9 protein-coding genes and 1 tRNA gene are annotated in these 12,288 nt (G+C 60.9%); 8 read left to right on the plus strand and 2 right to left on the minus strand.

What is annotated here, in order from left to right:
- Positions 1-56 precede the first annotated feature (56 nt).
- Positions 57-133, plus strand: a tRNA-Arg gene (locus ABWV64_RS01100).
- Positions 134-284: 151 nt separating this feature from the next.
- On the opposite strand, the gene ABWV64_RS01105 is transcribed toward ABWV64_RS01100, so the two are convergent.
- The gene (locus tag ABWV64_RS01105; protein ID WP_353342417.1) at positions 285-1,229 is read right to left on the minus strand and encodes an AraC-like ligand-binding domain-containing protein; all 945 of its coding nucleotides are present in this window, start codon (positions 1,227-1,229) and stop codon (positions 285-287) included.
- Positions 1,230-1,503: 274 nt separating this feature from the next.
- Between ABWV64_RS01105 and ABWV64_RS01110 the strand changes: the two genes are divergently transcribed.
- The 5 genes from ABWV64_RS01110 to ABWV64_RS01130 all read left to right on the plus strand — a co-directional run bounded on the left by ABWV64_RS01110 (position 1,504) and on the right by ABWV64_RS01130 (position 8,517).
- Positions 1,504-2,481: an ABC transporter permease gene (locus ABWV64_RS01110; protein ID WP_353342419.1), complete on the plus strand. Its 978-nt coding sequence runs from the start codon at positions 1,504-1,506 to the stop codon at positions 2,479-2,481.
- Between the two features lie 65 nt (positions 2,482-2,546).
- The gene (locus ABWV64_RS01115; protein ID WP_353342420.1) at positions 2,547-3,542 is read left to right on the plus strand and encodes a sugar ABC transporter substrate-binding protein; all 996 of its coding nucleotides are present in this window, start codon (positions 2,547-2,549) and stop codon (positions 3,540-3,542) included.
- Positions 3,543-3,653: 111 nt separating this feature from the next.
- Entirely contained in the window at positions 3,654-5,777 is a 2,124-nt protein-coding gene (locus ABWV64_RS01120) for an ABC transporter permease (protein WP_353342421.1), read from the plus strand.
- Complete coding sequence (locus ABWV64_RS01125; protein WP_353342422.1) at positions 5,774-6,985, plus strand: hypothetical protein; 1,212 nt, start codon at positions 5,774-5,776, stop codon at positions 6,983-6,985. The genes ABWV64_RS01120 and ABWV64_RS01125 overlap by 4 nt, the downstream gene beginning before the upstream one ends.
- Positions 6,982-8,517: a sugar ABC transporter ATP-binding protein gene (locus tag ABWV64_RS01130; RefSeq protein WP_353342423.1), complete on the plus strand. Its 1,536-nt coding sequence runs from the start codon at positions 6,982-6,984 to the stop codon at positions 8,515-8,517. Before ABWV64_RS01125 ends, ABWV64_RS01130 begins: the two co-directional genes overlap by 4 nt.
- A 111-nt stretch (positions 8,518-8,628) precedes the next feature.
- On the opposite strand, the gene mepK is transcribed toward ABWV64_RS01130, so the two are convergent.
- A complete protein-coding gene (gene mepK / locus ABWV64_RS01135; RefSeq protein ID WP_353342424.1) occupies positions 8,629-9,198 on the minus strand; it encodes a peptidoglycan L,D-endopeptidase MepK in 570 nt (189 codons plus the stop codon).
- Positions 9,199-9,530: 332 nt separating this feature from the next.
- Between mepK and ABWV64_RS01140 the strand changes: the two genes are divergently transcribed.
- On the plus strand, positions 9,531-11,150 hold the full coding sequence (locus ABWV64_RS01140) for a L,D-transpeptidase family protein (RefSeq protein ID WP_353342425.1): 1,620 nt from the start codon (positions 9,531-9,533) through the stop codon (positions 11,148-11,150).
- 32 nt (positions 11,151-11,182) lie between these two features.
- Complete coding sequence (locus ABWV64_RS01145; protein ID WP_353344442.1) at positions 11,183-12,280, plus strand: UDP-3-O-(3-hydroxymyristoyl)glucosamine N-acyltransferase; 1,098 nt, start codon at positions 11,183-11,185, stop codon at positions 12,278-12,280.
- Positions 12,281-12,288 lie beyond the last annotated feature (8 nt).

Here is a 12,288-nt window from a genome sequence, read left to right on the forward strand (position 1 = left end):
ACCGGCCTGTCAAAAGCATTTGCAGAGCCTCGCAGCTTCCCATATAGAGGCCGCAGGCACCCATAGCTCAGCTGGATAGAGCGCTGCCCTCCGAAGGCAGAGGCCTCAGGTTCGAATCCTGATGGGTGCGCCATTCAAACAAAGGCCCGCTGCGGAAACGCTCGGGCCTTTATTTGTTACGCGTAACAGATTGCGTGCGTATAGGTTGCTATCTGGCCCCACATGGCAAGGGTTTGGCCCTCGCGCGGACCAGCGGTCGGTGCGCGTCGCGGCCGCCCCAACGCCTAGTTGCGGCGCAAAAGCTCGCTGGGTTTGAGGCCGAATTTGGCGCGGAACATCGACGAGAAATGCGACGAGCTGTTGAAGCCGTTGGAAAAGGCCAGCTCGGTGAGGCTCATCTTGCGGTCGGCGCGCTCCAGCGCGGCATAGCAATTGTGCAGGCGCCGCATCCACAGATATTCGGAGACGGTTTGATCCTCGCCCGCGAACAGCCCGTGCAGATAACGCAGCGAAATGCCGTTTTGCGCCGCGATCTGGCGCGGGCCGAGCAGGGGGTCATGGCAATGCGCGTCTATATAGGCCTTGATCGTGCGCAACCGCGTGGTTTGCAACGCGCGCTGCTCGCTCTCGCCCGCCTCATCAGGGGCGGCGCGCAGGGCCAGCGCCAGAAGGTTGAGAATATCGTCGCCCATCTCGTCGCGTTGGATCTGGCTCATATGGGCGCTCTCGCGCGCGGTGCTGAGCAGGAAATCTGCCAAAACCCGTCCCATGCCGGTGCCCGTGGCCACGGCGCGATTGACCGGAAGCGCCCCGTCGAGCCGCGCCTCAAGAGCGCTGCGCGAGATTTCGAGGAAGTTCGAACGGATCAGCCCCGTGCAATCAAGCTCGTAGGGTTCGGCGGCCGAATAGAGGCAGGCCATCGCGGGGCTGCTGGGGTATTCGGCGCCGTGCTGGCGCACGCCGAGCACGCCGTTATGGGGCAATTGAAAATAGTAACAATCCTTGTCGATATGGCACAGATGATGGCGCGTGCGCGAAATTTTTTGCCGTGCGCCCAAGGTTTCGGACAGGTTCACCGTGCCGAAACTGGCCTGTTTGATCGAGCCGATGTAATCCTCCGGCGCATCCAGCTTTGCATCCACATTGACGTAGTTGCCGCAAAGCGCCTCGATCCAACCTGCACCTCGCTTGGCACCGGCCAGCTGCGCCGTATCGAATAGAACCTCCATGGTTCCTCCCCCCATTTTTGGCCCAAAACGCCCGCATCTCTCCCCAGAGGCAGTCTGCGTTTCGGCCTGCAGAAAACTCTTCCACAAAACGGCCCGCCTTGGAAGCTTATTTTTAACGATAAATTAGCGGCGCTGCGCGCTCATGATAAACTTTTGCACTGTCACGCAAGACGGGCGCGGGCGAAATCCGCTCCCCTACACGCCAGCCACCGCTGCATGAGGCCGCCCGCACAAGAGCGGCCATGCACCGGCAGGCACGGGGGGAGACCGACTTATGAAACGCCATGCGGGATGGTTCACGCAGGAGAAGATTGTATTTCTCATTGCTGTGGCTTTGTTTTTCATTTTTTCTATTGTGACCAACGGGTTCTTGACCTCGGATAATGTGCTGACATTGCTGCGCGGGGTGTCGACATTGGGGATTTTGGGGGTCGCCATGGCGATCGTCGTGATCGGTCGGGGCATCGATTTGGCGATTGTCACGGTGCTGGCCATGGCCTCGGCGTGGATGCTGCAATCGGTGGCCGACGGGGCGAGCCTTTACACCGGATTGATGATCGGGCTGGCCTGCGCGCTGACGGTGGGATTGCTCAGCGGCGTGATGGTCGCCTATGTGGAAATTCCCGCGCTTTTTGCCACTATGGCCATGGGGACGCTGGCCTACGGCGCGGTCAAGCTTGGGGTGATCAACCTCGAAGTGGTCTATATGCCGCCCGCCGCAGAGCCGCTGCGCTGGCTCGGAAGCGGGCGGGTGTTGGGCGTGCCGGTGCCGGTGATCGCCTTTGCCGTGGTCGCTATTTTGGGCCATCTGTTCTTGCGCAAAACGCGGCGCGGCTGGTTCATTTTCTCGATCGGCGACAACCCTGCGGCGGCGCGCATCACCGGCATTCCCGTGCGCCCGACGGTTGTCATGCAATATCTGATTTCCGCCTGCATCGGCTATGGCGCCGGATTGATCACCGCCGCCTCGGTGGCACAGATGAACACCCGCATGGCCCTGTCGAATATGGTCTATGACGTGATCCTCGTGGTGGTCATCGGCGGCATCGGCCTGTCGGGCGGGCGCGGCTCGATCCGCAATGTGGTCGTCGGCACGCTTTTGATCGGCATCTTGATCAACGGCATGACCATTCTCGACGTCCAATACACCACCCAGAATATCGTCAAATCCGGCCTACTTTTGGCCGCGATTGTGATCGACAGCCTTTTGAACCCGCGCGACGAACAAACCGCGCAGCAAGGCGATATCTGAGCGCGCCGCACAAGAGCGCGCCAATCAACCAACAGACGTTTTTACACCAGTGGAGGAGACCACCTATGACACCTAAAGCATTGAAAACACTTGGCGCTGCGGCGCTTACCCTATTGCCCTTTGGCGCAGGCGCCCAAGGCATCGACGATCCGTCGCGCGCCGCCTATTTTGACGAATTCAAAGGCAAGACCATCGCCTTTGTGCCCGCCTCCATGGGCATTGATCTGACCGAAGGTTGGGCGAAAATGATGAAGCGCGAGGCCGACAAACTGGGGATGAATTTCATCATCCGCGACGCGCAATGGTCCTCTGATGTCGGCTCGCAGGCGATCACCTCGCTGATCGGCGAAAAGCCCGACGTGATGGTCGTGCATAACCCCGATGTGCAATCCTATGCGCGGCTTTTGAAAAAGGCCGAAAAGGCCGGCATCAAGGTGCTACAGGTCAACATGAAATCCTCCTATGGCACCGATGCCTATGTCGGCGCGGATTGGGTCGGGATCGGCGAAGAGCAGGCCCGCGCCGCCGTGAGCCTGTGCGGTGAAGGCACATCGAAGAAAATCCAGATCGTCCAAGGCGTTCTGACCGCGGCGGCTTCGGCCTATACGATGAAGGGCGTCGAGAATGTGCTCTCGCAGCATCCCGAGATCGAAGTCGTCTCGAACCAAGCCGCCGATTGGGACGCGACCAAGGCGCGCAATGTGACCGCCACCGTCATCCAGCAGCACCCCGATCTGTGCGGCTCCATCGGCTTTTGGGACGTGATGGACACCGGCACGGCGGCCGCGCTCAAGGAAGCGGATAAAACCGATGTGCATCTGATCACATCAGGCGGCGGCGCGCAAATGGCCTGTGACAATATCGAAACCGGCCTGTTTGACGTGGTGATCTCCTATGACGTGCCGACCCAAGGCAATGATCTCAACACCATGATCCGCACCTTGATCCAGCAAAAAACACCCGCTGGCGAAACCAAAGTGGCGCTCTACAGCCCGACAAAGACGATCACCAAAGACACGATGAACGGCTCCTCCTGCTGGACCATCGACACTTTGCAGTAATCGTCTTTGCCCTGCCGCGCATTTAGCGGCAGGGCCTTAGGACGTTGCAGTGCGCGCCGCGCCCCCTTTGCGGCGCGCGCTGTCCCTGAACTCGAATTGCGGACGACATTCATGAGCTTTTCCGAAGCCGCCACCAAGCTGCGCTATCGTTTGATCCCCGACCATCTGCTGGGCGAGGTCTTGACCAAACGCTGGTCCGACAACGCCATTCCGTTCTTTTTGCTGCTGATCCTGATCGCGGTTCTGGGGCAATTGGTTGCCAATTTTTATACCCCGCTGAACATCTCGGACACGGCGCGCCAATATGGAGAATTCGGCCTTGTGACCATCGCGATGATGGTGGTTCTGGTCGGCGGCGGCATCGATTTGAGCGTCTCTTCAGTCTATGCATTGGCCAACCTGACGGCGCTGGCGCTTTTGGGGATCGCGGAATGGCCGCTTTGGGCGGTGGTGCCGACGGTGCTTTTGATCGGCGCCTCGGCGGGGCTCGTGAACGGCATATTGATCGGCTATTTCAAGCTGCGCGCGTTTTTGACCACATTGGTGACGCTGATCATCCTGCGCTCGATTGTCGATCTGATGCTGCTCAAATATTCGGTCGCCATCGCAGGCAGCTTTATCGACAGCGACCCGTGGTATTTCATGGGCGAGGGCTCGGTCATGGGCCTTCCGGTCAGCTTCTTGATCCTCTCGCTCATCGCTTTGGCGCTGCATATCGTCTTTACCCGTTTGCGCATCGGTTGGCGCATCATGGCGGTCGGCGGCTCGCGCCGCTCGGCCCATAACATGGGGCTGGCGGTGCCGCGCATCGTCTGTCTGACCTATGTGACCTCCGGTTTTCTGGCCGCGCTTGCGGGGCTTTTGTTCGCCTCGCGTCTGGGCGGGGCGGGGTCGGACACCGGCATGGGGCTGGAGATCATGGCCCTGACGGCGGCGGTTTTGGGCGGCAACTCCTTGGGCGGCGGGCGCGGCTCGATTGCAAAGGCTTTGATCGGCGGTCTGGCGGTTTTGCTTTTGGTCAACGGATTGGTGCGCATGGGCCTGCCTTCGGGCGCCTCTTCGGTGGGCTTGGGACTTGTGTTGCTTTTGGCCGTGGCCATCGACGTGCGCTGGGTCAAGAACCGGCACAAACTTCTGTCCTCGGTCTATGTGGCGCCGACCTATCTCAAACTGACCGAGCCGCCCGAAACCGACCGCGGCGCGGGCACGGCCTATGCGCTCAACGATGCGCTGCGCGGGGTCGAGGCCATCGGGCTTGACGAGATTGAGGGGCCGGAGGATGTGATCCTTGACCGCAATGACCACCTTTATTGCGGCTCGCGCCATGGCGATATCGTGCGTTTCCTTGCGCCCGATTATGCCACACACGAGATTTTCGCCCATGTCGGCGGGCGCCCGCTCGGCATGGCCTTTGATGCCGATGACAACCTTGTGGTCTGTATCGGCGGCATGGGGCTTTACGCGGTCACGCCCGAGCGCGAGATCAAGAAGCTGACCGACGAGACGGGGCGCACGCGCCTGTCGGTGATCGACGACAGCCGCCTCAAACTGGCCGATGACCTTGATATCGCGCCGGATGGCAAAATCTATTTCTCCGAGGCCACCGTGCGCTACGAGATGGAGGAATGGCCCGTCGATAGCCTTGAAGGGCGCGGCAACGGGCGGATCATTTGCTATGATCCCAAAACCGACCAGACCCATACATTGATCCGCAACCGCATCTTCCCCAACGGGATCTGCATGGCCCATGACGGCAAGAGCTTCCTCTTTGCCGAAACATGGGCGGCGCGGGTGTCGCGCTATTGGCTGGAGGGGCCGAAGAAGGGACAGATCGAAGATGTGATCCCCAATCTTCCGGGCTTTCCGGACAATATCAACCGCGCCTCGGACGGCACCTATTGGTTGGCCCTCGCCGGCATCCGCACCCCGACGCAGGATCTGGCGATGCGTATGCCGTCGTTCCGCCGCCGTATGGCGCGCCGTGTGGCCGCCGATGAATGGCTTTTCCCCAATATCAACACCGGCTGCATCCTGCGCTTTGATGATGCGGGTAACATATTGGAATCGCTTTGGGATCAAGGAGGGCAGAGCCACCCGATGATCACCTCGATGCGCGAGCACAAGGGCTATCTCTACCTTGGCGGCATCACCAACAACCGCATTGGGCGGCTCAAATTGAAAGACGCCAATGCCAATTGGACCGGACCCGTATCCTATTGGGGAGACAAGTCATGAGTTTTCTATCGCGCATGTTGGACGGCTTTTTCGGCCGCGGCAATCACGCCATCACCGTGCCCGCGCTTGACGGGGCCTTGCGGCCCAATATGGCGCTCGACCGCGCCGAGCGATTGGCCAGCGGCGAGAGGCTCGACAATATCTGCGCGCTTGGCGATGCGGTGTTCTATACCACTGGCGCGCAAATCCGCCGCCTTGGGACTAAGGATCCCATCGCCACGCTGGACGATGACGTGGCCTTTTTGGTCGCGCGTCCCAGCAACGAAGCGATGATCGCAGGTCTGGCGGACGGGACATTGCTGCAAATCGGGATCGACGCGATGCAGGTGCCTTTGCCGCCCATGCCCGATCACATCACATGCCCAACCGCCGCCGCGCTTGGCGAGGACAACCGGCTTTATGTCGCCAACGGGTCCAAAGATGTCACACTGGGCGAATGGCCGCGCGATCTGCTCGAAAAAGGTGCCAGCGGCTCGATCTGGCGCATTGATCTGGACCAAGGCGCGGCGCAGCCGGTGGCGCAAGGCCTCGAATGGCCTGCGGGGATCGCGATGCGTGGCAAGGAGCTTTTGGTCTCCGAAAGCTGGCGCGCGCGGCTGGTGCGCATTGATGTCGAGGGCGGCAAACCGCGCGAGGTTTTGGGCAACCTTCCCGGATATCCGGGCCGGATCAGCGCGGGCGCGGACGGGCAGGCCTATGTCACGGTCTTCGCCCCGCGCAGCCAGTTGCTCGCCTTTGTTCTACGCGAAGATAAATACCGCCGCGCGATGATCGACGAGGTCGATCCGCAATATTGGATCGCGCCGAGCCTGCGCTCGGGCTCCACATTTCTGGAACCGCTGCAGGCCGGATCGGTCAAGCAATTGGGCGTTTTGAAACCTTGGGCGCCGACGCGCTCTTTCGGGTTGATCATTGCGCTGGGGGCGGATGATTTGCCGCTCAAAAGCTACCACAGCCGCGCCGACGGGGCGATGCACGGGGTGACGTCCTGCTGCGAGACGGGGGCAGGGCTTTATTTCTCGGCCAAGGGCGACGGGCAATTGGGACGCCTGAGCCCCGCCGCCGTTCTGGCCCCCGAGAGCATGCCGGACGCAGCAACGGCGCCCGCCGCCGCGCCCAAGGCCAAAGCAGCGTCCAAAGCGAAACCGGCGGCAAAGCCCAAAGCCAAGCCCGCGCGCAAATCCTCCAAACAGGAGCCAAAAGCATGAGCCCGTCCTCCACCGCGCCCCTCGCACAACCCGCAGCCCCCTTGGCCGCCGCCAAAGGCGCAACCAAAGAATATCGCGGCGTCAAGGCCATCAGCGGCGTCGATTTCGACGTGCGCGCGGGCGAGATCCACGCGCTTCTCGGCGAGAATGGCGCGGGCAAATCCACCCTGTGCAAAATCCTCGCAGGGGCGGTGGATCCCACCCAGGGCACCGTCGAAATCAGCGGCGCGCCCGCCCGTTTCACATGCCCCGCCGATGCGCTCGAAGCGGGGGTGGCGATGGTCTATCAAGAGACCTCGCTGGTGCCGTCGCTGACCGTGGCGCAAAACCTCTACTTGGGCAACGAGAAGGTCTTCAACCGCCTGCGCGGCCTCTACATCGAGGCCCAGCAGTTCTTGCAATCGCTCAATTTCGGCGTTGATCCGGCGATGCTTGTCGGCACGCTGGGCGCGGCGCAAAAACAGATGGTCGAGATCGCCCGCGCGGTGGTGCAAAAGGCGCAGGTGATCATTTTTGACGAGCCGACCGCCACCCTCACGCCCGAAGAAAAACACCATTTCTTTCAATTGCTTGACCGGCTCAAAGCGCGCGGCGTCGGGATTGTGTTCATCACCCATGCGCTTGAAGAAGCCTTGCAAAAGGCCGACCGCATCACGATCTTGCGCGACGGCCAACATATCGCCACCGACCGCGCCGATAGCTTTGACCGCGACAGCGTTGTCGCCGCCATGGTCGGGCGCGAATTGAGCGACGAGCTTTACGGCAAGGCGGCCGAGAGCCGCACGATCCGCAAGGGCGGCGCGCGGATTTTGAGCGTCGAGAACCTGTCGATGCAAAGCATCGTGCGCAACAATTCCTTTTCGATTTTTGCGGGGCAGGTGACCGGGATTTTCGGATTGATCGGGTCAGGGCGCACCGAGACGGCGAAAATCATCGCCGGTGTGGTCAAACGCAACATGTTCCACGGCGGCGAGGTCAAACTCGACGGGCGCTCTGTGCGCTACCGCGTGCCGCGCCCCGCGATTCAAGACGGCATCGTCTATGTCACCGAGGACCGCAAGGTCGAAGGGTTTTTCGAAAATATGTCCGTGGCCGAGAACATCTATAACGGCTTTCTGGCGGGCAATAGCGCCTCGAAATCCGTGGTGAACCTGTCGCAAATGCGCGCGCTGGCCGATGAATGGGGCAAGACCTTGCAAATGCGCCAGCTCAACACCGACGCCAAGGTGATCGAATTGTCGGGCGGCAACCAGCAAAAGGTGGTGATCGCCAAATCCTTGGTGCAACAGCCCAAATTGGTGATCTTCGACGAACCGACGCGCGGGGTTGATGTGGGGGCGATCTCGGAAATCCACGCTCTGATCGGGCGGCTGGCGGATCAGGGCATCGCGGTGGTGATGATTTCCTCCTATCTGCCCGAAATCCTCTCGGTCTCGGACCGGATTTTGGTGTGCCGCCAAGGGCGCATCGTCGAGGAGTTTTCGCCCGCCGAGGCGACCGCCGAAGGGATCATGTTCGCCTCGGTCCACTAGGGCGAGCGGCCTGCCCAAAACCCAAAAGCGCGCCTCTTTTTTGGGGGCGCGCTTTTCTCATTCGGAAAACGCATTAACAAAGACGCGCAAGCCGCTTATATAAAAGGGATACTACCGGCCCCAGTTGCGCACCGGACCACAATCCACATGGACGAAATCCGAGCGCGAATAGCTGCCCACGCCGCCCGCGTGGCACGCCGAAGCCGCCCGCGCCATTTGTCCCACCGAACGCGAGGCGAGGCGCAGATCGGCCGCTTGGCCTTTCATATGCAGAGAGTTTTTCGCAACGCCCGACGAGCGCGAGCGCAGCATCGCATTGGTCTGCGGGCTGCGGTAACCCGAGAGCAGCATATAGGGCTCGCTCACATCCAGAAGGTTATGCGCCGCCGCCATGATGTCGATGGTGCGCAGGTCGATTCTCTTGACCTGATCGGTGCGCCAGTCGCGCATAAAGTGGTGAATCTCGTCAACGGCATCCTTGATGTAATCGCCCTCGACCCAATAGATCATGTCGATCTTTTCACCGGTCCGAGAGGAGAACATGCGCACGCGGCGAATATCGCCCGCGCCGCGCAAGAAACCTGCTGCATTGGAAAAAGTGGGGGCCGCAACCAAGGTTGTTGCCGCAAAAGCGCCCAAAAGCGCACGCCGCGAAATGCCCGTGGAGCTTGAATCTGTCATATGTCTGCGCCAGTCCCGTCGCTTACCTGTTAAAACCGTGACGTTGCACGGTTCCTGCCATCTCATCCCCAGATGCACGCGTTTTATGCCATAGTTAGAATCATGCGCAAAGCGTGTTTTGGGGTAAATGCAGTTTACATACCGATTTCGGCAGGATTTTGCGCATAGGGGGGTGATTGTGCCTCAATCGGGGAAAATCCGTGGGGTTTTCGCCCCAATCGGCGGCGTTGTTTCGTAAAACGCTAAAATGTGAATGGACAATCGCAACCAGATTTCGGAAACACACACTATATATAGTAATTCGCGCGCAGGAAACCTTTGGGGGATAGAGTATGTCGTTGACGCCAAAAAACGGAGCAATCCGGACGCTTTTGACATGTTTGGCACTGATCGTTGGGGTGTGCCTGCACAGCGCGCCCGCCAAGGCCCAAGTCACCGCCTTCAAACAGGCCGTCGCCGAGGCCGCAGCGCGTGATCGCGACATGGCGGCCTATTACAAAGCCAATGATTACAAACCCTTGTGGATCGGCAATGGCGGGCGGTTCACCTCGCGCCGCAATGCATTGCTCAAGGCGATCGAGAGCGCCGATGACTATGGATTGCCCTCCAAACGCTATAAGGGCGATGAGTTGCGAGCTTTGGTCAAAACCGCCAAAACCCCGCGCGACCGCGGCCGGTTGGAGGTCGAGTTTTCGCGCCGTTTCCTTGATCTGGCGACCTCGATGCAATCGGGCGTTTTGGCGCCGAACCGCGTGATTTCCGAAATCAAGCGCGAGGCGCCGTTGCGTGACCGCGCCTCCTATCTGACCAATCTGGGCAAAAGCTCGCCCGCAGGATTCTTTCGCGCCCTGCCGCCCAAAAGCCCCGAATTCACCCGCCTGATGAAGGCGAAACTGATGCTCGAGCGCGAGCTTGGCAAAGGCGGCTATGGCCCCAAAGTGCCCGCCAAATCGCTCAAACCGGGGGCCTCGGGCAATGCCGTCGTCGCCCTGCGCAACCGTTTGATTGCCATGGGATACATGCGGCGCAGCGCCTCGCAATCCTATGACGCGGAATTGCAAAAGGCCGTGCAACAGTTCCAAGGCGACAACGGGCTTTCGGCCGATGGCGTGGCCGGTGCGGGCACCTTGGCCGAGATCAACAAAGACGTGGATGACCGCCTGCGTTCGGTTGTCGTGGCGATGGAGCGTGAACGCTGGATGAACCTGCCGCAAGGGCGCGGCAAACGTCATATCCTTGTCAATCTGACCGATTTCACCGCCCGTATCATCGACAACGACCGCGAAACCTTCCGCACCCGTTCGGTGATCGGCGCCACCGATGCCGACCGGCGCAGCCCCGAGTTTTCCGATGTGATGGAATTCATGGTGATCAACCCGACGTGGAACGTGCCGCGTTCGATCGCCGTCAAAGAATACCTGCCGATGCTCAAGCGCAACCCCAATGCCGCAGGGCACCTGCGGATCGTCGATGCGCGGGGCCGCTCGGTCAGCCGCGGCGCGGTGAATTTCAACGCCTATACCGAAAAGACCTTCCCCTTTAACCTCAAGCAGCCCCCCTCGGACGGCAATGCTCTGGGTCTGGTGAAGTTCATGTTCCCCAACAAATACAACATCTACCTGCATGACACGCCCTCCAAGAGCCTGTTCCAGCGCGAAGTGCGTGCCTTTAGCCATGGCTGCATCCGCCTCGCGGATCCGTTTGATTTTGCCTATGCGCTTTTGGCCAAACAAACCAAGGATCCCAAGGGGCTGTTCCATGCGCATTTGAAAACCGGTCAGGAATCGGTCGTGCCGTTGGACGAGCCGGTGCCGGTGCATCTGATCTATCGCACCGCCTTCACCACCGCCAAAGGCGGGATCGAATACCGCCGCGATATCTACGGACGCGATGCGGTGATCTGGAACGCGCTGGCGCGTGAAGGGGTGGTCTTGCGCGCGGTGGGCGGCTAAACATTCCGCAACACGCGGGAGAGCAGCCGATGATATCCTACACGGTCGGACAGATTGCTGCGGCGCTCGGGGCGAAAGCCCTTGGCGCCGCCGATATTTCCATCACCCATACCGCCGAGCCGCAAGAGGCGGGCGAGGGAGCGCTGGCCCTCGCGATGAGCCCCAAATACGCGCAATCTCTGGCCCCCACGGCACGCGCTGCGATGCTGTGGGAGGGGGCGGATTTTGCCGCGCTCGGGCTGCAGGCCGCAATCGTCGCCCCGCGCCCGCGTTTTGCCATGGCGGGGCTGTCGGCGATGTTTGACCGCGGGCAGGGGTTTGGCGCAGGCCATCACCCCTCGGCCATCATCGACCCCGAGGCCGAGATCGGCGAAGACGTGCGCATCGGCCCTCTGTGCGTCATTGCCAAAGGCGCGCGGATCGGCGCGGGGTCCATCATCGGACCGCAATGCCATATCGGTTGGGAGGCACAGATCGGCGAGGGCGCCTATCTGCGCGAACAGGTCAGCATCGGGGCGCGGGTGCGCATCGGCGCGCGTTTCATCGCCCAACCGGGCGCGCGGATCGGCGGCGACGGGTTCTCCTTTGTCACGCCCGAGCCGAGCCATATCGAAACCGTCCGCGACAGCCTTGGCAAAGACGAAAGCAGCAGCGCCGCCAAGGGCCAAAGCTATGCGCGCATCCACAGCCTCGGCAGTGTCGAGATCGGCGATGACGTCGAGATCGGAGCCAATGCCGCGATTGATTGCGGCACCGTGCGCGCCACCCGCATCGGCAATGGCGTCAAAATCGACAATCTGGCCCAGATCGGCCACAACGTGGTGATCGGCGACGATTGCCTGATCTGTGCGCAGGTCGGCATCGCAGGCTCCACGCGTCTTGGCCGCAATGTGGTTCTGGGCGGGCAAACCGGCGTGTCCGACAACCTCTTTATCGGCGACGGCGCCGTCACGGGCGGCGCAACCAAGGTTTTGGCCAACATTCCGGCGGGGCGGGTCATGCTGGGCTATCCTGCGATGAAAATGGACAACCATATCGAGACCTACAAAGCCCTGCGCCGCCTGCCGCGGATGATGCGCGAGTTTGCCGCTCTTAAGAAATTGGTTTCCAAGGACGGGCCAAGCGATTAAATCTTGCG

It is taken from the genome of Litorivita sp. NS0012-18, assembly GCF_040371945.1.
Lineage (GTDB): Bacteria > Pseudomonadota > Alphaproteobacteria > Rhodobacterales > Rhodobacteraceae > Litorivita.

Excerpts from the sequence above, each read along its gene's own strand:
- ABWV64_RS01105 (WP_353342417.1), bottom strand. The coding sequence starts at position 1,229 with ATGGAGGTTCTATTCGATACGGCGCAGCTGGCCGGTGCCAAGCGAGGT.
- ABWV64_RS01110 (WP_353342419.1), top strand. The coding sequence starts at position 1,504 with ATGAAACGCCATGCGGGATGGTTCACGCAGGAGAAGATTGTATTTCTC.
- ABWV64_RS01115 (WP_353342420.1), top strand. The coding sequence starts at position 2,547 with ATGACACCTAAAGCATTGAAAACACTTGGCGCTGCGGCGCTTACCCTA.
- ABWV64_RS01120 (WP_353342421.1), top strand. The coding sequence starts at position 3,654 with ATGAGCTTTTCCGAAGCCGCCACCAAGCTGCGCTATCGTTTGATCCCC.
- ABWV64_RS01125 (WP_353342422.1), top strand. The coding sequence starts at position 5,774 with ATGAGTTTTCTATCGCGCATGTTGGACGGCTTTTTCGGCCGCGGCAAT.
- ABWV64_RS01130 (WP_353342423.1), top strand. The coding sequence starts at position 6,982 with ATGAGCCCGTCCTCCACCGCGCCCCTCGCACAACCCGCAGCCCCCTTG.
- mepK (WP_353342424.1), bottom strand. The coding sequence starts at position 9,198 with ATGACAGATTCAAGCTCCACGGGCATTTCGCGGCGTGCGCTTTTGGGC.
- ABWV64_RS01140 (WP_353342425.1), top strand. The coding sequence starts at position 9,531 with ATGTCGTTGACGCCAAAAAACGGAGCAATCCGGACGCTTTTGACATGT.